This window comes from Dactylosporangium sp. NPDC050588, from assembly GCF_040654975.1.
Lineage (GTDB): Bacteria > Actinomycetota > Actinomycetes > Mycobacteriales > Micromonosporaceae > Dactylosporangium > Dactylosporangium maewongense.
The window spans coordinates 151,137-174,420 of the sequence record NZ_JBFAJA010000008.1; the positions used below are offsets into that span (position 1 = coordinate 151,137).

The window sequence follows — 23,284 nt, forward strand, 5'->3', positions numbered from 1 at the left end:
GTCAGCCCTTCTGACGGGAGCGGCGCATGTTGGGGACCTGGCCGATGAGCACGACCAGGAAGGAGATGACGAACATGGCGGTGCCGATCACGTTGATCTGCGGCGGGATGCCCCGCTGCGAGGCGCCCCAGACGAACATCGGGAACGTGACGGTGCTGCCGGAGTTGAAGTTGGTGACGATGAAGTCGTCGAAGGACAGCGAGAAGGACAGCAGCGCCGCCGCGACGATGCCGGGCATGACCAGCGGCAGCGTGACCCGCAGGAAGGTGGAAGCCTCGTTGGCGTAGAGGTCCATCGCGGCCTCCTGCAGCCGCGGGTCGAGGCCGGCGAGGCGGGCCTTGACGGTGACGACCACGAACGACAGGCAGAACATGATGTGGGCGATGACGATCGTCCAGAAGCCGAGCTGCACGCCGGAGGCGACGAACAGCGCCAGCAGCGACGAGCCCATGACGATCTCGGGCGTCGCCATCGGCAGGAAGATCAGGGTGTTGGTGGCGGCGCGGCCGCGGAACGTGTGGCGGGCCAGGGCGAAGGACATCAGCGTGCCGAGGATGACCGCGCCGAGCGTGGCGATCGCCGCGATGGCGATGCTGAGCAGGAAGGCGTCGCCGATGCCGGCGGTGCCGAAGGGGTCGGCCCAGTGCGCCCAGGTGAACTTGTAGTTCTCCAGCGAGTAGGGCGCGTTGCGGCCGGCGTCGCGGAACGACATCGCGGCGACGACCCCGATCGGCACGAACAGGTACAGCAGGACGAGCAGGCCGATCGCCATGACCCAGTGGTCGGCGACGGAGCGGCGTAGGCGATGCAGCATCAGAGCACCTCATCCGTCCCGGCGCGCCGGACGTAGACGAAGACCAGGACCAGGATCGCCGCCATCAGCGTGAAGGACAGCGCGGCGGCGCTCGGGTAGTCACCGACCTTCAGGAACTTCGACTGGATGACGTTGCCGATCATGTACTGCCGGTTGGTGCCCAGCAGCTGCGCGTTGATGTAGTCGCCGGCGGCGGGGATGAACGTGAGCAGCGTGCCGGCGACGACGCCCGGCATCGACAGCGGCAGCGCGACCCTGGTGAAGCGGGCGACGGGCCGGGCGTAGAGGTCGCCGGCGGCCTCGAGCAGCCGCGGGTCGAGCTTCTCCAGGCTGGCGTACAGCGGCAGCACCATGAACGGCAGGAAGTTGTAGACGAGCCCGGCGATGACGGCGGGGGTGGTGGCGAGGAGCCGGCCGTCGGGCAGCGGCACGTGCAGCGCGTTGAGGGTCGTCACCAGCCAGCCGTTGTCCGACAGGATGACCTTCCACGCGAGGGTGCGGATCAGGAAGCTGGTGAAGAACGGCGCGATCACGCAGATCAGCAGCAGGTTCTTCCACCGGCCGCCCTTGAGCGCGATCGCGTACGCGAGCGGGTAGCCGAGCAGCAGGCAGATGGCGGTGGTCAGCGCCGCGTAGCCGAGCGAGCGCATGAAGTGCGGGAGGTATTCGCTCGCGGCGTCGACGTAGTTGCTGAACTGCCACGTCATCGCGTAGCCCTCTTCGAGGGATCCGCTCGGGTCGTAGAGGCTGGTCGCGAAGAGCTGGATCGAGGGCACGGCGAAGAACAGGATCAGCCACAGGCCGCCGGGGAGCAGCAGCAGATACGGCAGCCAGCGCTTCCTCGGTTTTTCGAGGTTCGCCGGTGTACCGGTGGTGGCCGCCCCGACATGCCCCAACGCGCTCACGCGAGGGCCTCGGCGTCCACCACCGGCGCCACCGTCTGCCCCTCGGGTCGCGACAGCAGGAACGCGTGCTCGGGCCGCCAGTGCACGGTCACCTCAGACGCCACGGCCAGAGGTGTGGCGACCCCGGAGTTGGGCACGAAGACGGTGAGCTCGTCGCCCCAGGCGGGTTTCACCAGGTACTGGGTGCTGACCCCGACGTACGAGGAGTCGGTGATGATCCCGGTGACCGACTGGTGCCCGGCCGGCACCTTGTCCAGGCCGGTCGCCAGGTGCATCTTCTCCGGCCGCACGCCGAGCCACACCGAGCCGTCGGCCGCGCGGGCCCGGGTCGCGGGCAGCGAGTAGCGGGCGCCGTGCGCCTCCACGAGGAGGTCGTCGCCGGAGCGGCCGGTGACGGTGCCGGCGAGGAGGTTCGACTGACCGAGGAAGTTGGCGACGAAGGCGGTGCCGGGGAAGTCGTACATCTCCACGGGGCTGCCGAGCTGCTCGATCCTGCCGGCGTTCATGACCGCGACGGTGTCGGCCATGGTCATGGCCTCCTCCTGGTCGTGGGTCACGTGGACGAAGGTGATGCCGACCTCGGTCTGGATCCGCTTGAGCTCGACCTGCATCTGCCGGCGCAGCTTGAGGTCCAGGGCGCCGAGCGGCTCGTCGAGCAGCAGCACCCGCGGGTGGTTGATCAGGGCCCGGGCGAGGGCGACGCGCTGCTGCTGGCCGCCGGAGAGCTGCGCGGGCCTGCGCTTGCCGAAGCCTTCCAGGTCGACCAGGTGGAGCATCCGCTCCACCTGGTCGGCGACGCCCTTGACGCCGCGGCGGCGCAGGCCGAACGCGACGTTGTCGGCGATGTTGAGGTGCGGGAAGAGCGCGTAGCTCTGGAACACCGTGTTGACGGGGCGCTTGTACGGCCGCAGCCGGGTCACGTCCTGGTCGCCGAGCAGGATACGGCCGGTTGTCGGCTCCTCGAGCCCGGCGATCATCCGCAGGGTCGTGGTCTTGCCGCAGCCGGAGGCGCCGAGCAGGGCGAAGAACGATCCCTGGGGCACCGTCAGGCTGAGGTCGTCGACGGCCGTGAAGGCGCCGAACGACTTCGTCACGCCGACCAGGTTGAGGTCGGCACCGCTCTCACCGCTTCGCTGCTCGGCCATCTGTCAGGCCCCCGAGATCGCTTCGAACTTCGCCGAGTACTTCTTGTCCTCGTCCTCGGTGAGGGCCTTGAAGCTCTTGGTCTTGGCGAGGGTGGCGGCGTCCGGGAAGATCAGCGGGTTGCTGGCCAGGTCCGGGTCGATCTGCTGCATCGCGTCCTGCGCGCCCTGGACGGGGCAGATGTAGTTGACGTACGCCGCCAGCTCCGCCGCGACCTTCGGGTCGTAGTAGTAGTCGATGAGCTGCTCGACGTTGCCCTTGTGGGTCGCCGTCGACGGGATGAGGATGTTGTCCGACCACAGCATCAGGCCCGACTCGGGCGTGACGAACTTGACGTCCTCGTTCTCGGCGCTGAGCTGGATCACGTCGCCGGACCAGGCGATGCACGCGGCGAGGTCGCCCTTGTTCAGGTCTTCCTTGTAGTCGTTGCCGGTGAACTTGCGGATCTGCCCGGAGTCGACGGCCTTCTTCAGCTTCTCCAGCGCGGCGTCGAACTCGGCGTCGGTGACGGTGCCCGGGTCCTTGCCCTGCGACATGAGGATCAGGCCGACGGTGTCGCGCATCTCCGACAGCACCGCGACCTTGCCCTTGAGGTCGGGGCGGGTGAGCAGCTCGTCGATGGTGCGGACCTCTTTGGTCGCCTTGGCGTTGTAGGCCATGCCGGTGAGCCCGGACTGCCACGGCGCGGCGAACTTCATGTCCTTGTCCCACGCCCGGTTCTTCAGCGTGCCGAGGACGTTCTTGGTGAAGTTGGGGGTCTTGGCGTTGTCGAACGCCTGCACCCAGCCGAGGCCGACGACGCGGGAGGCCATCCAGTCGGTGAGGACCATGATGTCGCGGTCGATCGACTGGCACGCCTGCAGCTGGTTGCGGACCTTGCCGAAGAACTCGTTGTTGTCGTTGATGTCTTCGTTGTACGTAACGGCGATGCCGGTCTTCGCGGCGAAGGCGTCGAGGCTGGGCCGCTTCTTCTCGTCCTTCTCGTCGACGTCGACGTACAGGGGCCAGTTGGAGAAGGTGATCTTCTTCTCGGTCGCGGAGACGTCGGTGGCGGTGCACGCCGCCTTCTCCGCCTCGGTCTTCTTCGCGGGCTTCGTGCCGCACGCGGCGAGGGCGCCGCCCGTCGCGATGAACGCTCCACCGGCGAACAGGCCTCGCATCAGGGTCCGGCGCGACAGGCCGGTGGCGTTGAGGACGGCGGCCGCTTCGGGCGAGAGCGGCGGGCGAGAGGGGTTTCGCACGAGGGCTCCTACGGATCTCGGGCCGGAACCTCGGGGGGTGGTATCCGACGACCGATCCTGACACGAGGTGCCATCACTGACAAGGGATTCCGTCGTTACGATCGGGCCGCACAACGAAAAGCGCCACTTGGTCAGATTGAGGTTACCGTCGTGACCCGGCGGAAATATGGTCCCGAACGACGATCGATTCCTGGCGGATCACGAATCCGCAGATCCCTAGTTATCCAGCTATGGAATTAGTTGCCAACAGCGGGGTCTTGGGCAAGAATCCACACGTGACCGAGCCCGTCCTTGACGACGTCAACAAGCGGATCATCGAGCAGCTGCAGCGCGATGGTCGCATGTCCTACGCCGCCCTCGCCAAGGTCGTCGGCCTGTCGGAGGCGGCGGTCCGCCAGCGTGTGCAACGCCTGCTGGACACCGGCGTCATGCAGATCGTGGCGGTGACCGATCCCCTGACCCTCGGCTTCGCCCGCCAGGTGATGATCGGCCTGAAGGTCGAGGGCGACCTGCGGCCGGTGGCCAAGGCCCTCGCCGCGGTGCCGGAGATCGACTACGTGGTGATCTGCGCCGGCGGCTACGACCTGCTCGTCGAGCTCGTCTGCACCGACGACGAGCACCTGCTGAATCTTCTCAACGACACGATCCGGAGCATCCCTGGCGTCACCGCCACGGAGACCTTCGTCTACCTCAAGCTCGCCAAGCAGACCTATGCGTGGGGGACACGATGACCGACCAGCAGCCCGACGCCGAGCGACTCGACCAGGCCGCCCGAGACCACCTCTGGATGCACTTCACCCGCCTGTCGGCGTACGCCGACGCGCCGGTGCCGGTGATCGTCCGTGGCGACGGCCCCTACATCTACGACAGCAACGGCAAGCGCTACCTCGACGGCCTCGCCGGCCTGTTCGTGGTGCAGACCGGGCACGGCCGGCACGAGCTCGCCGACGCCGCCGCCAAGCAGGCCTCCGAGCTGGCGTACTTCCCGCTGTGGTCCTACGGGCACCCGAAGGCGATCGAGCTCGCCGACCGGCTCGCGGACCTCACCCCCGGCGACCTGAACCGGGTCTTCTTCACCACCGGCGGCTCCGAGGCCGTCGAGAGCGCGTGGAAGCTGGCCCGCTCGTACTTCAAGCGCACCGGCAAGCCGATGAAGACGAAGGTGCTGTCCCGCTCGATCGCCTACCACGGCACGTCGATGGGCGCCCTGTCGATCACCGGCATCCCCGTGCTCAAGCAGGAGTTCGAGCCGCTGGTGCCGGGCGCGTTCCGGGTGCCGAACACCAACTTCTACCGCCGGCCCGACCAGTCGATGACCGAGGAGCAGTTCGGCGTCTGGGCCGCGGACCGCATCGCCGAGGCGATCGAGTTCGAGGGCCCGGAGACCGTCGCGGCCGTCTACCTGGAGCCGGTGCAGAACGCGGGCGGCTGCTTCCCGCCCCCGGCCGGCTACTTCCAGCGGGTCCGCGAGATCTGCGACCGGTATGACGTGCTGCTCGTCTCCGACGAGGTCATCTGCGCGTTCGGGCGGCTCGGCGAGTACTTCGGCGCCAAGCGCTTCGGCTACCAGCCCGACATCATCACCGTCGCGAAGGGCCTCACCTCCGGCTACGTGCCGCTCGGCGCGATGCTCGCCTCCGAGCGGCTCGCGGAGCCGTTCCTCGACGGGGCCAACTGGTTCGCCCACGGCATCACCTACGGCGGGCACCCCGTCGGCTCCGCGGTCGCGCTGGCGAACCTCGACATCTTCGAGCGCGAGGACCTCAACGGGCACGTCCGGACCAACTCGCCGCTCTTCCGGTCCTACCTGGAGCGCCTGTACGACCTGCCGATCGTCGGCGACGTCCGCGGCGACGGCTATTTCTTCGGCATCGAGCTGGTGAAGGACAAGGCGACGAAGGAGACCTTCAACGACGAGGAGTCCGAGGCGCTGCTGCGCGGCTTCCTGTCCAAGGCCCTCTTCGACGCCGGCCTCTACTGCCGCGCCGACGACCGCGGCGACCCGGTGATCCAGCTGGCGCCGCCGCTGATCTGCGACGAGAGCCACTTCATCGAGATCGAGCAGATCCTGCGTTCGGTGCTGACCGAGGCATGGGCGCGCCTCTGAGCCGGACGCGGGTCCGTCGGCTTCCCGAGCTCCAGGTCGACGATCCCGCCGTGCTGCACGGCATTCTCGACGCGGGGACGATCGGCCATCTCTCGATCGTCCACGATGGACAGCCGTACGCGATCCCCGTCGCGTACGGCCGGTCCGGCTCCTCGGTGCTCTTCCATGGCTCCACCGGCAGCCGCCTGTTCCGCGTCCTCGCGGAGGGCGCGCCGTGCTGCTTCACGGTGACGCTGCTCGACGGCCTGGTCCTGGCCCGCAGCGCCTTCGAGACCTCGATGCACTACCGGTCGGTGATGGTGCTCGGCGCGTGCACGGTCGTCGAGGACAAGCTGCTGGCCCTGGAGACCATCAGCGAGCACGTCACGCCCGGGCGATGGGCGGTCGTCCGCCCACCCTCACGCAAGGAGCTGGCCGCCACCCTGGTCCTCGCCTTGGCCCTGGACGAAGTGTCAGTGAAGGTGAGCGCCGGGCCGCCGAGCACTTCCCCCGAGGACGCGGGGTTCGACCCGTGGGTGGGGGTAGTGCCCCTTCGCGTCGAACGCGGCGAACCGATCGAGTGCGAGGAGGAGCTGCCTTGAGTTTCTGGATGTCCGTGCTCCCTTCGGTGCCGCCGCGTTCGGCGCTGACCGGCGACACCGACGCCGACGTGGCGATCGTCGGCGCCGGGTACACCGGGCTGTGGACCGCGTACTACCTCGCCAAGGCCGACCCGGCGCTGCGGATCGTGGTGCTGGAGGCCGAGACCGCGGGGTTCGGGGCGAGCGGCCGCAACGGCGGCTGGTGCTCGGCGCTGTTCCCCAAGTCGGTGCCGGCCCTGGCCCGCGCGCACGGGCTGCCGGCGGCGCTCGCGCTCAACGCCGCGATGGAGTCCACTGTGGACGAGGTCGGGCGGGTCGCGGCGCTCGAGGGCATCGACTGCGACTACGCCAAGGGCGGGACCGTCGTCCTGGCGCGTTCGGCGGTGCAGCTGGACCGGGCGCGACACGAGGTCGCCGAGGCGCAGGGGCTCGGCGTCGACCTGCGGCTGCTGTCCTCCGAGGAGGCGTTCGAGCGGGTCGGCGCGACGAACGTGCTCGGCGGCACGTACACGCCGCACTGCGCGGCGATCCAGCCGGCGAAGCTCGTGCGGGGGCTGGCGTCCACGGTGGAGCGGCTCGGGGTGCGGCTGTTCGAGCAGACCCCGGTCACAGCCATCACCGCGGGCCGGGCCGACACTCCACACGGGACGGTGCGGGCGCCGATCGTGGTGCGGGCCACCGAGGGCTTCACGCCGCGGCTGCCGGGGCTGCGCCGGGCGATCGCGCCGGTCTACTCGCTGATGATCGCGACCGAGCCGCTGCCCGCGTCGTTCTGGGCGTCCGCCGGCCTGGCGCGGCGGGAGACGTTCTCCGATCACCGGCACCTCATCATCTACGGGCAGCGCACCGCCGACGACCGGCTCGCGTTCGGGGGGCGGGGCGCGCCGTACCACTTCGGCTCGGCGGTCGCGCCGGCGTTCGACGCGTCGCCGCGGGTGTTCGCGGAGCTGCGCCGGGTCCTGGTCGACCTCTTCCCAGCGCTCGAGGACACCGGCGTCGCCCACTCGTGGGGCGGGCCGCTCGGGATCGCGCGGGACTGGATGGCGTCGGTCGGGCTCGACCCGACCACCGGGCTGGCCTGGGCGGGCGGCTACGTGGGGGACGGGGTCGGCACGTCGAACCTCGCCGGCCGTACCCTCGCGGACCTCATCCGCAAGCAGGACTCTCCGCTGATCGGACTGCCCTGGGTGGGGCACCGCTCGCCGCGCTGGGAGCCGGAGCCGCTGCGGTGGCTCGGGGTGAACACCAGCCTGCGGGTGATGACCGGGGCCGACGCGGCGGAGTCACGGACGGGCCGGCCGTCGCGCCGGGCCGCACTGCTGGCGCGGGTGCTCGGTGGCTGAGCTGTTACGGCTCCAGGTCCTCGGGCGCGACGCCCAGCAGGTTGGCGACCTGCTCCAGGATCACGTCGTGGACCAGATCGGCGAGGTCGTCGTGGTCCGCGGCCCGGAACTCCAGGGGGCGGCGGTACAGCACGATCCGCGGCGGGACGCCGTGGCGGCCGGGGCGGCCCGGCAGCAGCCGCGCGAGGGGCACCTCGCCGTCCTCGAGCACGTCGGAGTCGTAGACGTTGAGGTCCGGCGGGACGTCCTCGACGGCGAACTCGACGCCGGCCAGCTCGTTGGCGAAGCGCTGCTCCAGCTGCTCGACGGAGTCCAGCACCAGGTCGTCGAACATCTCCGCGCGGGTGCGGGACATCGGCAGCGAGGCGGGCACCAGCCGGCCGCGCAGCCCCCGGCCGTGCCGGTCGCGGCCGCGCCGTCCCGGTCCGCTACGTCGTCGATCGGGGCTCGCCACGCTGCCAGCGTAGCGCCACCGTCGACGCGACAGTGGCACGGCGCCACGTCGAGATCGTCCATGCCACTTCGGAGGGGGGCCGGTCAACCGGACGGGCGTGTCGGCGTGGTCACCACGGCGTGTCGTGAGGCTTCGGGGTTGGGCGCGGGCCCACGGAGCGATACGGTTCGGCCGTGAGGACCCCACGTCGATGCTCGCGCAACGGATGCCCCCGACAGCCCGTTGCGACGTTGACGTACATTTATGCCGAATCGACCGCAGTTGTCGGTCCGCTCGCGGCGTTCGCCGAGCCGCACTCCTATGACCTGTGCGAATCGCACGCCCGCGGGCTGACCGCGCCCCGGGGGTGGGACCTGGTCCGGCACGAGGGTGAGTACGGTCCGCCGCCGCCGTCCAACGACGACCTGGTCGCCCTCGCCGAGGCGGTCCGCGAGGCGGCGCGCCCCGCGCCGCACAAGGAGGACCCCGGCAACCATCCGCACCAGCAGGGCCGCCGCGGTCACCTGCGGGTCATCCCACCAGACGCGTGAGGGGTCCCGGCCGTCGCGCCGGAACCCCTCACTCAAACCTGAGACCTGCTAGGCAGCGCGTCGCTTGAGCTTGCGACGCTCCCGTTCCGAGAGCCCACCCCAAATTCCGAAGCGCTCGTCGTGCCCCAGCGCGTATTCAAGGCAGTCCGCCCGCACCTCGCAGCGCGAGCAGATGCGCTTGGCCTCGCGGGTGGACCCACCCTTCTCCGGAAAGAATGCCTCCGGGTCGGTCTGCGAGCACAAAGCGCGTTCTTGCCACTCCGGAGCGTTACCCAGCAGGTCGGCCACGACTGGTCGGCCGTCCATCAGCGTGCCTCCTTCTTGCGCGCCGGCGACGATGCCGGCGCAACCCCCCACGCGGAAGGCGCATGTCCTACAAGGTTGCTGTTCCTCGGCGCGGTGTTCTTTATGTCCGAAAGATGACCCGCTTTCGGTCATCCCCCCGAACATCCCCCGTGAAATTACACGCGTGTAATGCGTGCGTCGTCAAGCCGAACCTGATAAATAGGCCCGCTCGGGCGATCGCTTGCACCCCGTGCCGTACCCATACCGAGCAACCCCCTCCGGAGGTAACGGGCGACACGCCGGACGCGCCGGAAGACTCTCGGCGAGTTTGCTCAGGTGCCCGGATCCGCGGCCGAATTGCGCCGATGTGCGGGGAAACCACGAGTTCTGCGCGTGTCCTGGGATACCGTCGTGATCAGGCGGCTGCTGCTCGGCGCCGCGGTGACCGCCGTGCTTTTCACGGTCGGAATCATCGGGCTGGGCTGGAAGCCTTACGTGGTCATGTCCGATTCGATGGCGCCGGCCATGCACGCCGGTGATGTCATTCTCGTCGATCCTCAGGCGACATCTCTCGCCGTCTACGAGATCGTCACCTACAGCGATCCGCGTGGGCTCGTCACGCACCGGGTCGTGGCGCAGGCGGAGGACGGCACCTTCACGGTGAAGGGCGATGCGAACCAGCAGCCGGACACCCGTCCGGTCGAGCGAAGACAGGTGATCGGGCCGGTCCGCCTGATCCTCCCCAGCGTGGGCTGGCCCGTCGTCCAGGTCCGCACCCACCCGTTCAAGGTCGCCGGGGTGGCGCTGATCCTGGCGGTCGTCTGGCCACGCCGGCGGCTGCTCGGGGTCGCGCTGCTCGGCGGCCTTGTCGCCGTCCTGGCCTTGGTGCCCACCACCGGGGCGCTGCCGCTCTAGCTCCGTGCCTCCACCGGCCGTAGGTGGTGGTGCCCTGCCGTTCTAGTTCCTTGCCTCCACCCGGCCGTAGGTGGTGGTGCGCTGGCGCACGGGACGGCCGGCGGCCTTGCCGATCGCCTCCAGCTCCTCCCGGGTGCGGGCGGAGCCGTGCTCGGAGCCCGCCATCCTGGAGATGGTCTCCTCCATCAGCGTGCCGCCGATGTCGTTGGCGCCGCCGTTGAGCATCGCCACCGTGCCCTCGTCGCCGAGCTTCACCCAGGAGCACTGGATGTTGTCGATCCTGCCGTGCAGCAGGATCCTGGCCATCGCGTGCACGGCCCGGTTGTCGCGCCACGTCGGGCCCGGCCGGGCGATGCCGGCGAGGTAGATCGGCGCGCTGTGATGCACGAACGGCAGCGCCACGAACTCGGTGAACCCGCCCGTGCGGTCCTGGATGCCGGCGAGGACGCGGAAGTGGCTGAGCCAGTGCCCCGGGTGGTCGACGTGGCCGTACATCATCGTCGAGCTCGACCGGATGCCGAGCTCGTGCGCCGTGGTCACCACCTCCACCCACGCGGACGTCGGCAGCTTGCCCTTCGTGAGCACCCACCGGACCTCGTCGTCGAGGATCTCCGCGGCGGTGCCGGGGATCGTGTCGAGGCCCGCCTCCTTCAGCTGAGCCAGCCAGTCGCGGATCGACACGCCGGCCTTCGAGGCGGCGGTCACGACCTCCATCGGGCTGAACGCGTGGACGTGCATGCCCGGGACGCGGGTCTTGATCGCGCGGACGAGCTCGGCGTACGCACCGACCGGGAGCTTCGGGTCGATGCCGCCCTGCATGCAGATCTCGCCGGCGCCGGCCAGCCAGGCCTCCTCGGCGCGGTCGGCGACCTCCTCGTAGGAGAGGCGGTAGGCGTCGGCGTCGCGCTCGCGCTGGGCGAACGCGCAGAACCGGCAACCGACGTAGCAGACGTTGGAGAAGTTGATGTTCCGGTTGATCACGTAGGTGATGTCGTCGCCGACGGCCGCTTTCCGGAGATCGTCGGCGATCCGTGTGAGCGCCTCCAGGCCGTCGCCGTCCACATTGAACAGTGCGAGGGCTTCGTGCTCGTACTGTGGCAGCAGCAGGCTTCCGGGGTCGGTCGAGGCCCTTGCGAGTCCACTTCGGACGTCACCGTCCAATGTGTGCTGTGGCTTCGTGCTGACGCGCGCTGCCACCTCCTGCCAGTCGCCGTAGACCGAGTCGAAGTCGCCGCGGCGGTCGTCGGTGCGACCCTCCGTGTCGATGGCCTCGTGGAGGTCGGTGCGGCCGGTGCTCTGGATGCCGCCGTCGGGCTCCTGCCAGGGCTGTCCCTTGGGACTGACGCCTTCCTTGGCGAGGCCCGTCTCGGGGTCCATGAGGGCCTCGACGTGGACGGCGAGCCTCGGGTCGAGCCAGGGGTGCTGCTTCTTCGCGTACTCCGGGTAGATGGTGAGGCGTTCCTTGAGCTGGAAGCCGTGCTGCGCGGACTTCTCGGACAGGTCCTGGATCGCCGGCCAGGGGCGCTCCGGGTTGACGTGGTCCGGCGTGACCGGGGAGACGCCGCCCCAGTCGTCGATGCCGGCCCGCAGCAGCAGGCCGTGCTCGTCGTCGATGAGGTTCGGCGGGGCCTGGATCCTGGCCTTCGGGCCGAGGACGAGCCGCGCGACCGCGACCGTGGCCGCCAGCTCGTGCAGCTCCGCGTCGGGCATGCCGCGCATCGCCGTGTCGGGCTTCGCGCGGAAGTTCTGGACGATGACCTCCTGGATGTGGCCGAACTCGCGCATCGTCCTGCGGATCGCGAACAGCGCCTCGGCGCGCTCCTCGATCGTCTCGCCGATGCCGATGAGGATGCCGGTCGTGAACGGCACCCCGACCCGGCCCGCGTCGTCCAGCACCCGCAGCCGCACCGCGGGCTCCTTGTCCGGTGAGCCGTAGTGCGCGCCGCCCGGCTCCGACCACAGCCTGGTCGCCGTCGTCTCGAGCATCATGCCCATGCTGGGGGCGACCGGCTTGAGCCGCTGGAGCTCCGCCCACGACAGCACGCCGGGGTTGAGGTGCGGCAGCAGGCCCGTCTCCTCCAGCACCGCGATCGCGCAGGCGCGCAGGTAGTCCAGCGTGGAGTCGTAGCCGCGCTCGTCGAGCCAGCGCTTCGCCTGGTCCCAGCGGTCCTCGGGGCGGTCGCCGAGCGTGAACAGGGCCTCCTTGCAGCCCTGCTGCGCGCCTTCCCGGGCGATCGCGAGGACCTCGTCGATCTCCAGGTATTCGCTCGGCAGCCGGTGCGGCACCGTCGCGAACGTGCAGTAGTGGCACCGGTCCCGGCACAGCCTGGTCAGCGGGATGAAGACCTTGCGCGAGTACGTGACGACGCCGGGTCTGCCGGCGTCGGCGAGCCCCGCGTCGCGCACCGCGCCGGCGACCGCGAGCAGGTCGTCGAGGGCCTGGTCGCGGGCGGTGAGCAGGACGGCGGCCTCGGTCACGTCGAGGGCACGGCCGTCGGCCGCACGGCGCAGCGCCCGGCGCATGGCGTTGCCTTCGGTACCTCTGACTACAGACGTCACAGCTTGCAGCCTAGGCCGCCGCCGGGCGGATCGGCCCTCACACCCGATGTGACTGTTCTCCTTCGCTTCTTCCCCTGTTACGACGCGGGCGCCCGTCGTGTGACAGGCGCCCGCGTCGGGTGTGCTCCGGTGCTCAGTCCTTCGGGGGGATCACCTGGGTGCGCTGGGTCTCGTCGTCGTCGCCCTGGTCGGTCGCCGGCTTCTCCTGGCCCGCGGGCCGGAACACCTCGGTGGCGTCCGGGTCGTGCGCCGGGGTGTTCGCCTGGGTCACGTCGCCGGTGGTCTCGGCCGGGGCGGCGCTGACCGGCGCGTACGCGGCGGTCGCGTCCGGGTCGGCGTCGGCCTTGGCGATGCTGACCGGGGCGGCCGGCTGGGTCTCGGGCTCGCCGACGGTGCCGTGGGCCGCCGTGGTCTCCCCGGCGGTCCAGATCTGGGCGGTGGGCTCCTGCCCGGCCGGGACCGTGGGCTCGGCCGCCGGGGCCGCCGTGGTCTCGGCCGCCGGGGCCGCCGTGGTCTCGGCCGCCGCCGGGAACGCGCCCGTCTTGCCGAACGGTGAGGCGGCGCCGTCGCCGGTGTCCTCCGCCGGCTGCTGCGCCGCGGGCATGCCGGTGGCCGCGCCCGAGGTCGGGTGGGTCGAGGAGCCGCCGGGCCAGCCGGCCGCCGCGAACCCGCCCGAAGGCGTCGCGCCGCCGTCGGCGGGCGGGGAGGACACCGGCGGGGTGACCGGCGGCGCCGACACCGGCTGGGCGGCGGGCGCCGTGTACGCCGCGAACGGCGAGCTCAGCGGCGGCGTCGAGGCGGGCGCCGCGGACACCGGCTCGGCCGCCGCGGGCTGCGGGGCGAACGCCGGGGCGCCGGTCGCCTGCGGGTTCTGCACGGGGGCGGGCTGGGCGTTGAACGCGGGCGCGCCCGTCGACTGCGGGTTGTATCCCTGGGCCGCCGGCTGGGGGTAGGCCGGGGCACCCGACGCCGGGCCCACGGCCGGAGCGCCCGAGGCCTGCGCGGCCGGGTAGGCCCCGGGCTGCGCCGCGTACGGCTGCGCGGCGGGGACGACCTGACCCGAGCCGGTCGTCGCGGGATTGGTCCAGCTGCCGGTCGGCTGCTGGTGCTGGGCGGGCTGCTGCTGGTACGGCTGCGGCGGGACCGAACCGGTCTGCTGCTGGTAGCCGTACTGCTGCTGCGGGTACTGGTAGCCCGGCTGCTGCCCGTACGGGTACGCGGGCTGGCCGTACACGCCGGGGGCCGGCTTCGGGGGTGCGTAGGCTCCGAGGTACACCCTGATCACCAGGAACAGGACGAGACCCAGCAGCGCGAGACCGCCGAGGCGGGTCAGGAAGATCGTGAGCGCCGAGGTCGCCCGCAGGCCCGACTCGCTGTCCATGTCGCCGATGAGGCTGGCGAGCAGCAGGATCAGGCCGAAGAGCGCCACGATCCCGTATTCGACGAGGCCGACGAGGACGATGACCTTCGCCTTCGGCACCACGGGGTCGACGTGGGTCGCGACCAGCACCGCCAGGATCGGCAGCAGGATCGTCTGCAGGTTGACGAACGTGCCGAACGTGCCGCCCGCGCTCAGCAGGAAGTTGCCGTCCAGCGAGGTCAGCAGCGAGATGAACCCGGCGAGCAGGAACGCCGCGGTCGCGCCGAGCAGCACGAACGCCGCCAGCTCGCGAAACGGCAGCGTGAGCGAACGGGCCTTCTTGGCGTCGACCGTCGCCTGCGCGCTCTGGCCGGGCTGCTGCGCCGGCGGCACCTGGGGCGCGAAGGACGAGGTGGCCGGACCGGCGGCGTAAGCCGCATGCGGCGCCGCCGAGGAGGTCGGGTCGGGTGGCTGGGTGCTCACTGGCTCTCCCCAAGATCTAGCGGACACGCGACAGGTCGCTCGCAGCCTAGCCGTCGAACGGAAAATCCGCGTGCGGGGCAGGACCGGCCGCCTCGCACGGGAAGTGTCATACCCGTGGGGCAGGATGAGAGGCATGCGGATCGTGGTTCTGGCAGGTGGCATCGGCGGCGCTCGCTTCCTCCTCGGAGTGCGCGCGGTGGGGCAGGAGCTGGGGGCGGAGGTCACCGCGGTGGTCAACGTCGGCGACGACGTGACCCTGCACGGCCTGCGGATCTGCCCCGACCTGGACAGCGTGATGTACACGCTCGGTGGCGGCGCCGATCCCGAGCGCGGCTGGGGACGCGTCGGCGAGACGTGGACCGTCAAGGAGGAGCTCGCCGCCTATGGGGCGGAGCCGACCTGGTTCGGCCTCGGCGACAAGGACATCGCCACCCATCTGGTGCGCACCAGGATGCTCGACGCGGGCTATCCGCTGTCCGCCGTGACCGAGGCGCTCTGTGACCGCTGGCAGCCCGGCATCCGCATGCTCCCCGCCAGCGACGACCGGGTCGAGACGCACGCGGTGGTCGAGGTCGACGGCGCCTCCCGCGCGATCCACTTCCAGGAGTGGTGGATCCGCCACCGGGCGGAGATCCCGACGTCGCGGTTCGTGTTCGTCGGCGCCGAGTCGGCCAAACCGGCCGCGGGCGTGCTGGACGCGCTCGCCGCCGCGGATGTCGTGCTGATGGCGCCGAGCAACCCGATCGTCTCCATCGCGCCGATCCTGGCGGTCCCCGCGGTCCGTGAGGCGGTCGCCACCGGCCGGGCCCCGGTCGTGGGCGTGTCCCCGATCATCGGCACCGCCCCGGTCCGTGGCATGGCCGACAAGTGCCTCGCCGTGATGGGCGTCGAGTGCACCCCCGCCGGCGTGGGCGGCCTGTTCGGCGCCCGCTCGGCCGGCGGCGTCCTGGACGGCTGGCTCGTCGACGACACCGACGCGGGCGCCGAGGTGCCGGGCCTGACCGTCCGCGCCCGCCCGCTGTGGATGACCGACGTGCCGGCGACCGCGGCGATCGTCCGGGAGGCGCTGTCCGTGGCGGGTGCGGCATGAGCGGCCAGCGAAGCGGCTCGGCCCGCGCATCGGATTGGGACAGGTTCGGCTCAGGCCGGCGCCGCAGCGCAGCGGAGGTGACGACATGAGCGGCCAGCGGAGCGGCTCGGGCCGCTCATCATGTGACAGGTTCGGCTCAGGCCGGCACCGGAGCGCAGCGGAGGTGACGGCATGAGCGTGCCGCCCGTGGGGTTCGAGGTGCTGCCGGTCGCCGGCATCGGCGAGGTGCGCCCCGGCGACGACCTGGCCGCGCTGATCACGACCGCCGCGCCGTGGCTCGTCGACGGCGACATCCTCGTCGTCACCAGCAAGATCGTCAGCAAGGCCGAGGGGCAGCTGGTCGACGTGCCGCTGGAGGAGCCCGCCCGCGAGGCCGCCCGCGAGGCGGTGCTGCGGGCCGAGACGTCCCGGGTCGTCGCCCGCCGGGGCGCGACGCAGATCGTGCAGACGCACCACGGGTTCGTGCTCGCGTCGGCCGGCATCGACGCGTCCAATGTGGAGCCGACCCGGCTCGTCCTGCTGCCCAAGGACCCGGACGCCTCGGCCCGCTGGCTGCGCGACGAGCTGCGGGAGCGCTTCGGCCTGCACGTGGCGGTCATCGTCACCGACACCATGGGCCGGCCCTGGCGGATGGGCCTCACCGACGTCGCCATCGGCGCCGCCGGCATCGACGCGCTGACCGACTACCGCGGGGTGCTCGACGTGCACGGCAACGAGCTCCAGCTGACCCAGATGGCCGTGGTCGACGAGCTCGCCGCCGCCGCCGACCTGGTCAAGGGCAAGACCGGCCAGGTCCCGGTCGCCGTCGTCCGCGGCCTGCCGATCCGCCCCGACGGACACGGCCAGGGCGCCGCCCCGCTGATTCGCGGCGCCGACGCCGACCTGTTCTCGCTCGGCACCGCCGAGGCCGTCGCCAAGGGGCTCCGCACCGCCGCCGCCATCCGTGACACCCCACCGCTCACGTTTCCCGAGCTTCCCGCGCCGGTCGCCGCTGCTGACGGGGCCGAGCGATTGCTGCTGGTCTGGGCCCCCGCCGGCGACCTGCGGCGGGCCATGGAGGCGGGCATGGAGGTGCAGCGGATCAGGGCCGGGCTCGCCGCCGACGGCGTCGCGTCCGAGTGGCTGGAGGCGGACCAGGTCGACCTCTCCGGGGTCGATGTCCCGGAAGGCGGCATGCCACTCGGCGTGCTCGCCGTCGGTCGCGGTAGCCTGCCGTCACTATGACGACGTTGCACGATGATGCCCTCGCGGTGCTGACCCAGTGGACGCCCCCGAGCGACGAGGCGGAGCAGACGCGGCGGCGGTTCATCGAGTTCGTCCTCCGCGACCCGTCGACGGTGTGGCGCGAGCACCCGGGGGCTCACGTCACGGCGAGCGCCCTCGTCGTCGACTCCACCGCCGAGCGCGTCCTGCTGTGCCTGCACGGCAGGATCAAGCGCTGGGTCCAGCTCGGCGGCCACTGCGAGCCCGGCGACGCGTCCGTGGCGGCCGCGGCGCTCCGCGAGGCGACCGAGGAGTCGGGCATCGCCGGCCTGCGGATCAGCGAGGCCCCCATCGGCCTCGACGTCCACCACGTCCAGTGCGCCGGCGGCCCCGCTCTGCACTATGACGTCAGGTATGCCGCCATCGCCCCCGCCGGCGCCGTCGAGACCGTCAGCGCCGAGTCGTCCGCGCTGGGCTGGTTCGCCCCTGACGACCTGCCCACCCCGCTCGCCGACGCCACCGAGGTCCTGGTCGCCCCCGCCCTCGCCTGGGCCCGCCGAGCCTGACCCCGCCACCCGCGCCCACACTCCGGCACATTGGGTCGAGGCTGGTCCCGCGCGACGGCAAGACCGACGCCCGGCCCACCGCCCACACCCACAACCCGGCACACCACGCCGAAGCAGCCCGCACCACGACCCGGGCACGCTCCGCGTCGAGGCCGCCCCGCGCGACAGCAAGACCGACAACCAGCCCCGGCACTCGCGTCCAGCACACCACGTCCAAGCAGCCCGCATGACGGCAAGGCCGACGACCAGCGATCGCCCACCGCTCGCGTCCACGCTCCAGCACCCCACGTCGAACCAGCCCCGCGCGACGGCAAGACCGACAGCCAGCCCCGGCGCTCGCGTCCAGCACACCACGTCGAAGCAGCCCTGCATGACGGCGAGGCCAGCCACCTGCGACCAGCCCCCGCGCACCACGACCCGGCGCACACCACGTCGAGGCAGCCCACACGGCGACAAGACCGGCGACCAGCGATCGCCCGCAGCCCTGCACCAACACGCTGGCGAACACCACGTCGAAGGAGCCCTGCATGACGGCGAGGCCGGCCACCACCTGCGATCAGCCCGCCGCCCGCACCACGACCCGGCACGCCACGTCGAGGCGGTCCCGCGCGACGGTCAGGGCAGCAAGCAACCGCTCGCCGCACCACATCGCAGCAGCCCGTGCGGCATCAGCGATCGCCCGCAGCCCCGCACCAACACACTGGCACACCACGTCGAAGCGGCCAGCTACCCGCGATCAGCCCGCCGCCTACATCACGACCCGGCCTCGCCGCGTCGAGACAGTCCGGCGCGGCGAGGCCGACTACCATCCCGCCGCTCGCGTCCAGGGTCCAGCGCATGCCGCGTCGAAGCTGTCCCGCACGACCGGCAAGACCGACGACCAGCGATTGGCCGCCGCCCTGCACCCGCACCCCGGTGCACACCAGATTGGCACGGCCCGGCGCGGCGGCGACCAGCGGTTGGCCGCCGTCCGCGCTCGCTGGGGGCGCCGCGGCGTGCTGCCTCCGTTGATGTCCTGCTCGAAAGCGGTGCGGGTGAGGGCGTGTCCGTCTGACTGACCGACACGCCCCGCTTTCGAGTCACCGCCTTGCGCAGATCGAAGTCCAGACTCGATCAGCCTCGCCGGCGTCGCGGACCCGCTCGCAGACGGGACGTGACCGAGCTGCGGGCTTCGATCGGGCGGGAGGGCTACAGGAGTTCGACGGAGCCGCGTTCCTTCAGGTTGTCGACGAGCTTCTTCACGTCCTGGGCGCGGGAGCGGGGGCAGACCAGGAGGGCGTCGGGCGTGTCGACGACGATGAGGTCGTTGACGCCCACGACGGCGACCAGGCGGCCTGACTGGGGGACGACGACGACGCGCTCGGCGTCCTGCATGATGACGCCGGTCGGGGCGGCGGGGTCGAGGTTGACGACCACGTTGCCGGCGGTGTCGGTCTCGAGGAGCTCGCCGAGGGTGTGGAAGTCGCCGACGTCGTTCCAGCCGAAGTCGCCGGGGACGGTGCCGACGAGGCCGGCCACGCCGGCGCCTTCCATGACGCCGAAGTCGACGGAGATCTTGGTGAGGTCGGGCCAGAGGTCGGCGAGGACCTCTTCGCGGTCGTGGGTGTCCCAGGCCTCGGCGATGCGGCGCAGGCCGTCGTGGAGGACGGGCTGCTGGCGGGCGAGCTCGTCCAGGAAGACGTCGACGCGCCAGACGAACATGCCGGCGTTCCACAGGTACTCGCCGGAGTCGACGTACGCCTGGGCGAGGGGCAGGGCCGGCTTCTCCTCGAAGGAGGCGACCTTGCAGACGTCCCCGGTGCCGGTGGGCTCGCCGACGTGGAGGTAGCCGTAGCCGGTCTCGGGGTGGGTGGGGGTGATGCCGATGGTCATCAGGAGGCCGTCCTCGGCGCCGGCGATGGCCTTGCGCAGGACGGACGTGAAGGCCGGGACGTCGCGGACCAGCTGGTCGGCGGCGAAGGCGCCCATGACGGCGTGCGGGTCGCGCCGGGCGATGACCGCCGCGGCCAGCCCGATGGCGGCGCACGAGTCGCGCGGCGTGGGCTCGACCAGGATGTTGCCTTCGGGAAGGCCCGGGAGCTGCCGCGCCACCGCCGCCGCGTGGGCCACTCCGGTGACCACGAACGTGGTCTCGGGGGTCGCGAGGTCGGCCAGGCGCCCGTACGTCGCCTGGAGCAGCGACAACGGAGTGCCTGTGAGGGCGTGCAGAAACTTGGGATGACCGGCTCGCGACAACGGCCAGAGCCGCGTGCCACTGCCCCCTGCTGGAATGACCGCGTAGAACACAGGCCCATCATGCCCAGCCAAGGGCGCGTTCCAACAACTCGAAGGTGTCATGTCCACTACGAATATCGCCTGATCTGGTTTCAGAGGGTGACGCGGGAGGACTAACTGCGCGGATTCGCCGCTCTCGACCAGGCGGCGAGGTGCACCTCGGCGCTCGACTCCCAGGTGAACTCCTTGGCGCGCGCGGCACCGGCCTTGGCGAGCGCGTTACGGCGCTCGTGATCGTCGAGCAGCGCGGCGAGGTCGCGGGCGATCTCGTCGGTGCCGGGTCCGGTGTAGGCGACAGCGTCTCCGCCGACCTCGGGCAGCGAGAGCCGGGGCGTGGTCAGGACGGGAGCGCCGCAGGCCATGGCCTCCAGGATCGGCAGGCCGAAGCCTTCACCGAAGGAGGGGTAGGCGGCGACGACGGCGCCGCCGAGGAAGCCCGGCAGGTCCGCGTAGCGCAGGTAGCCGGGGCGCAGGAGGCGCAGGTGGCTGGGGACCTCACCGAGCGCGCCGTCGATCTCGTCGTCGTGGCCCTGGCCGCCGGCGATGACGAGCGCCGGCGGGTCGGGCCGGTCGCGGACGGCGGAGATCCAGCCGCGGATGAGGCTCGGCACGTTCTTGCGGGGCTCCTTGGCGCCGAGGAACGCGATGTACTCCGTCGTGCCGAGGCCGAGGCGGGCCCGGACGCGGGCCTTCTCGTCGTCGGTGGGCGCGTGGAACGCGTCGGGGTCGACGCCGTGGTAGGCGACGTCGATGCGGGTCGGGTCGGCGTCCAGCAGGCGGATCAGCTCGTCGCGGGTCGCCTTGCTGGGGACGATGACCCGGCTGGCACGGCGCAGTGACGTCTTGATCGCGGAGCGGAAGAAGGTGCGGCGGGACTTGTCGTAGTGCTCCGGTTCGGTGAAGAACGTGGCGTCGTGGACCGTGACGGTGACGGGGCAGCCGGCCCGCAGCGGGCACGTGTAGAAGGGCGAGTGCAGCACCTGGGCGCCGACCTGCTGGGCGAGCATCGGCAGGCCGGTCTGCTCCCAGGCGAGGCGGGCGGGTCGGTGGGCCGCAGCGGCCGGCGCGGCCATGATCCGGGCACCGGACAGTAACCGTCCGTAACGTTCGGCGTCGGTGCGCTGACAGACCACGGCGAGGTCGGCGTCGAGCGCGGCCAGGGCGCCGAGCAGGCCGTCAACGTAGCGCCCGACACCGCCTCGGTCGGCTGGGACACTCGTGGCGTCGACGAGCACACGGGGCGGACGGCCGGGGGTCACTGGGCGTCTCCTTCGAACACGGCATGCCACGCGTAACGAACGTCACGCGATACGTCAGGCAAAGCCTACGCCCGATCCCCCGGTGATCGATGTCCACGACGCGACTCGCGATCGAGGAAACCCAGGATTCAGCTCAACGGCATCGGAATGTCGCCCGGCGCACCCACGTCGTAACCGCCCGCACCGCGGATCTCGTAGCGGCCGTCGTGGTACACCGCCGGATCCGCGCGGCCGTCCCCGTCGTACTGCGCGGACACCGGCGTTCCGGAGGCGCCGAACTTCACCGCGGCCTGGCCTTCGATGGTGAACTGCTGGGTGACCGGGTTCCAGGTCGCGGCGTCGACGGTGCCGTTGCCGTCGTAGTCGGCGGGCGCGGCGAGCTGGCCGGGCGCGCCGACCTTGAACTCGCGCAGCGCGTAGATCGCCCACAGTCCGGTCGACGGGCGCCAGATGGCCGCCTCGGCGCGGCCGTCGCCGGTGTAGTCGGCCGGCACGGGCACGTCGCCGGGCACCCCGAGCTGCAGCTCGCCGATGCCCTTGATGTACCAGACACCGGTCGCCGGACGGAAAACCGCCAGCTCAGCCGCGCCGTCGCCGTCGAAGTCGGCGGGTGCCGGCACATCGCCCGGAAGACCCCACTGGACGGTCCTGGGGCCCTCGCCGGTGAGCAGCATGCTCCAGTTGCCGGTCGTCGGCGACCAGGTCGCGACGTCGTCCTTGCCGTCGCCGTTGTAGTCCGCGGCGACCGGGATCTCGTTGGGCCCGCTGGTGAAGATCGGATCGGGGATGCCCTGGAGGCGGACGGTGCCGTCGGTGGGCCGGTACGCGGCCAGCAGCGTCCGCACGATCTCGGGTTTGACCAGGTCGCCGAGGATCGCGCCGGCGCGGTCGCGGATCCAGGGCAGCGCGGCGAGGCCCTTCGCGCCGGGGCACTCGGTCGGGTTGGTCTGCTGGTGCGGGAAGACGCGGGGCACCGTCACGGTCGTGCCGGCCGGGTAGCGCGACGTCGACCCGCCGCCGGTGAGGCTGACGGTGCCGCGTGGATCGATCGCCTGATGCAGTGAAAGTTTCCACGCGGTGTACTGCGCGGCGGCCTCCTGGACCGGCTGCGGCACGCTCGTGTACCGGTAGTCGCCGATCATCGCGATGCCCGCGGTGCCGGTGTTGAACCCGCCGGCCTGGGCGCCGACGACGGGGCGGGACAGCCCGCCGGAGCGGCCCTCCCAGAGCCTGCCGAAGCGGTCGACCAGCACGTTGTAGCCGATGTCGCCCCAGCCGCGGCTGACCGTCTGGTACTGGTAGATCGACCGGAGGATCTTCGGCACCTCCTCCGGGCTGTAGTCGTTGCCGGTGGCGGTGTGGTGCAGGGCGACGGCCTTCACGTAGGGGGCGTACTGCGGGCGCCAGTCCATCAGCTGCTCGTTGGCGCCCCAGGCGGCGCGGCGCAGGATGGCGGGCATGAACGGGCGCAGCCCGACGGGCTGACTCTCCGTGACCGGGGTGGCGGGGTCCGGCGCGATGTCGCCGGGCGCGTCGGTGGGGTCGATGAGGTCGGCGGCGATGTCGTGCGGCGTCGCCCCGCCGGTCGTGGTCACGGCCAGTTGCACGCCGTCCGCCTTGCCGGTCCAGACGAGGTCCGCGCCGCCGCGCTGGCCGGGCCGCGGCGCGTCGGGCGTGACGTCGCGGTCGGCCTCGGCGGTGTCGACGGTCCTCCAGGCGCTCCAGGCGCCGCCAGGGGTGTGGTGCCGGACGGCGACGCTGACGTCGCCGATCTTCCCGGTCTCGCGCCAGGTGACGCCGACGGCGCTGAAGGGGGCCACGCCCTCACGGGTGACGGTGAGTGTCCGTGCTTTCACGCCGCGCCGGTACCGCTCGCCGAGGCCCGCCGGCGGGCCGGCCTGCGCGGCGACGCCGTCGGCCGGCTTCTCGAAGCTGCCCAGCGGGATGCGCGTGACGTTGGGGGTGACGCCGGTGGGGCCGGGCTGCTTGGCGACGGGGTTGGCCCACTGGATCGGCGCGGCGAGGTCAGGCGCCGGCGGCAGGAACGGGATGTGCGGGTCGGCGGTGGCACCGCCGGCGCTGAGCAGTGCGATGGCGACGCCGCCCACGGCGACGAGTTCGAGCCGCCGGTATCGTCGCATTGCCCATACCCCCATCGCACACCACCTAGCT

The 23,284-nt window shown here is 71.5% G+C and carries 20 protein-coding genes; 9 read left to right on the top strand and 11 right to left on the bottom strand.

What is annotated here, in order from left to right; genetic code table 11:
* Position 1: 1 nt before the first annotated feature.
* Genes AB0I21_RS07550 through AB0I21_RS07565 form a run of 4 tightly spaced genes read right to left on the bottom strand, consistent with a single transcriptional unit; the run spans position 2 to position 4,103 of the window.
* On the bottom strand, positions 2–814 hold the full coding sequence (locus tag AB0I21_RS07550) for an ABC transporter permease (protein ID WP_360559568.1): 813 nt from the start codon (positions 812–814) through the stop codon (positions 2–4).
* Positions 814–1,719: an ABC transporter permease gene (locus AB0I21_RS07555; RefSeq protein ID WP_360559569.1), complete on the bottom strand. Its 906-nt coding sequence runs from the start codon at positions 1,717–1,719 to the stop codon at positions 814–816. The genes AB0I21_RS07550 and AB0I21_RS07555 overlap by 1 nt, the downstream gene beginning before the upstream one ends.
* Positions 1,716–2,864 carry an ABC transporter ATP-binding protein gene (locus tag AB0I21_RS07560; RefSeq protein WP_360559570.1) on the bottom strand — a complete coding sequence of 383 codons (1,149 nt, stop codon included), beginning with the start codon at positions 2,862–2,864 and terminating at the stop codon, positions 1,716–1,718. The genes AB0I21_RS07555 and AB0I21_RS07560 overlap by 4 nt, the downstream gene beginning before the upstream one ends.
* A gap of 3 nt (positions 2,865–2,867) precedes the next feature.
* Positions 2,868–4,103, bottom strand: a complete 1,236-nt coding sequence (locus tag AB0I21_RS07565; protein ID WP_360559571.1) for a spermidine/putrescine ABC transporter substrate-binding protein — start codon at positions 4,101–4,103, stop codon at positions 2,868–2,870.
* 230 nt (positions 4,104–4,333) lie between these two features.
* Here AB0I21_RS07565 and AB0I21_RS07570 point away from each other — a divergent pair, with 230 nt between their 5' ends.
* Genes AB0I21_RS07570 through AB0I21_RS07585 form a run of 4 tightly spaced genes read left to right on the top strand, consistent with a single transcriptional unit; the run spans position 4,334 to position 8,134 of the window.
* Positions 4,334–4,834 carry an Lrp/AsnC family transcriptional regulator gene (locus AB0I21_RS07570; RefSeq protein ID WP_203845385.1) on the top strand — a complete coding sequence of 167 codons (501 nt, stop codon included), beginning with the start codon at positions 4,334–4,336 and terminating at the stop codon, positions 4,832–4,834.
* Positions 4,831–6,210: an aspartate aminotransferase family protein gene (locus AB0I21_RS07575; protein WP_344501908.1), complete on the top strand. Its 1,380-nt coding sequence runs from the start codon at positions 4,831–4,833 to the stop codon at positions 6,208–6,210. The genes AB0I21_RS07570 and AB0I21_RS07575 overlap by 4 nt, the downstream gene beginning before the upstream one ends.
* Positions 6,211–6,260: 50 nt before the next feature.
* Positions 6,261–6,791 (top strand): pyridoxamine 5'-phosphate oxidase family protein, encoded by a 531-nt coding sequence (locus AB0I21_RS07580; RefSeq protein ID WP_360559572.1) that lies wholly within the window; start codon positions 6,261–6,263, stop codon positions 6,789–6,791.
* 8 nt (positions 6,792–6,799) lie between these two features.
* Positions 6,800–8,134, top strand: a complete 1,335-nt coding sequence (locus AB0I21_RS07585) for an FAD-dependent oxidoreductase (RefSeq protein WP_360559573.1) — start codon at positions 6,800–6,802, stop codon at positions 8,132–8,134.
* Between the two features lie 4 nt (positions 8,135–8,138).
* Here AB0I21_RS07585 and AB0I21_RS07590 read toward each other — a convergent pair whose 3' ends face one another.
* Positions 8,139–8,588, bottom strand: coding sequence for a metallopeptidase family protein (locus AB0I21_RS07590; RefSeq protein ID WP_033364641.1), 450 nt, complete (start codon positions 8,586–8,588; stop codon positions 8,139–8,141).
* A 173-nt stretch (positions 8,589–8,761) separates the two neighbouring features.
* Between AB0I21_RS07590 and AB0I21_RS07595 the strand changes: the two genes are divergently transcribed.
* Positions 8,762–9,118 carry a DUF3499 domain-containing protein gene (locus AB0I21_RS07595; protein ID WP_033364642.1) on the top strand — a complete coding sequence of 119 codons (357 nt, stop codon included), beginning with the start codon at positions 8,762–8,764 and terminating at the stop codon, positions 9,116–9,118.
* A gap of 48 nt (positions 9,119–9,166) precedes the next feature.
* On the opposite strand, the gene AB0I21_RS07600 is transcribed toward AB0I21_RS07595, so the two are convergent.
* Positions 9,167–9,424 (bottom strand): WhiB family transcriptional regulator, encoded by a 258-nt coding sequence (locus AB0I21_RS07600; protein WP_033364663.1) that lies wholly within the window; start codon positions 9,422–9,424, stop codon positions 9,167–9,169.
* Between the two features lie 315 nt (positions 9,425–9,739).
* Here AB0I21_RS07600 and AB0I21_RS07605 point away from each other — a divergent pair, with 315 nt between their 5' ends.
* A complete protein-coding gene (locus AB0I21_RS07605) occupies positions 9,740–10,318 on the top strand; it encodes a signal peptidase I (RefSeq protein ID WP_360559574.1) in 579 nt (192 codons plus the stop codon).
* 42 nt (positions 10,319–10,360) lie between these two features.
* Here the strand turns inward: AB0I21_RS07605 and AB0I21_RS07610 are convergent, their stop codons facing one another.
* Positions 10,361–12,877 carry a bifunctional FO biosynthesis protein CofGH gene (locus AB0I21_RS07610; RefSeq protein WP_360559575.1) on the bottom strand — a complete coding sequence of 839 codons (2,517 nt, stop codon included), beginning with the start codon at positions 12,875–12,877 and terminating at the stop codon, positions 10,361–10,363.
* Positions 12,878–13,010: 133 nt separating this feature from the next.
* Positions 13,011–14,720, bottom strand: coding sequence for a hypothetical protein (locus tag AB0I21_RS07615; protein WP_360559576.1), 1,710 nt, complete (start codon positions 14,718–14,720; stop codon positions 13,011–13,013).
* Between the two features lie 133 nt (positions 14,721–14,853).
* On the opposite strand from AB0I21_RS07615, the gene cofD reads away from it, so the two are divergent.
* The 3 genes from cofD (at position 14,854) to AB0I21_RS07630 (ending at position 17,579) form a co-directional block, all read left to right on the top strand.
* Complete coding sequence (gene cofD, locus AB0I21_RS07620) at positions 14,854–15,810, top strand: 2-phospho-L-lactate transferase (protein ID WP_360559577.1); 957 nt, start codon at positions 14,854–14,856, stop codon at positions 15,808–15,810.
* Positions 15,811–15,996: 186 nt separating this feature from the next.
* Positions 15,997–17,034 (top strand): coenzyme F420-0:L-glutamate ligase, encoded by a 1,038-nt coding sequence (locus tag AB0I21_RS07625; protein ID WP_360559589.1) that lies wholly within the window; start codon positions 15,997–15,999, stop codon positions 17,032–17,034.
* Positions 17,031–17,579 (top strand): NUDIX domain-containing protein, encoded by a 549-nt coding sequence (locus AB0I21_RS07630; RefSeq protein WP_360559578.1) that lies wholly within the window; start codon positions 17,031–17,033, stop codon positions 17,577–17,579. The genes AB0I21_RS07625 and AB0I21_RS07630 overlap by 4 nt, the downstream gene beginning before the upstream one ends.
* A gap of 1,188 nt (positions 17,580–18,767) precedes the next feature.
* Here the strand turns inward: AB0I21_RS07630 and AB0I21_RS07635 are convergent.
* The 3 genes from AB0I21_RS07635 to AB0I21_RS07645 form a co-directional block, all read right to left on the bottom strand.
* Entirely contained in the window at positions 18,768–19,865 is a 1,098-nt protein-coding gene (locus tag AB0I21_RS07635) for a sugar phosphate nucleotidyltransferase (protein ID WP_344501649.1), read from the bottom strand.
* 101 nt (positions 19,866–19,966) lie between these two features.
* Entirely contained in the window at positions 19,967–21,112 is a 1,146-nt protein-coding gene (locus AB0I21_RS07640) for a glycosyltransferase family 1 protein (RefSeq protein WP_360559579.1), read from the bottom strand.
* A 128-nt stretch (positions 21,113–21,240) separates the two neighbouring features.
* The gene (locus tag AB0I21_RS07645; protein WP_360559580.1) at positions 21,241–23,253 is read right to left on the bottom strand and encodes an N-acetylmuramoyl-L-alanine amidase; all 2,013 of its coding nucleotides are present in this window, start codon (positions 23,251–23,253) and stop codon (positions 21,241–21,243) included.
* Positions 23,254–23,284 lie beyond the last annotated feature (31 nt).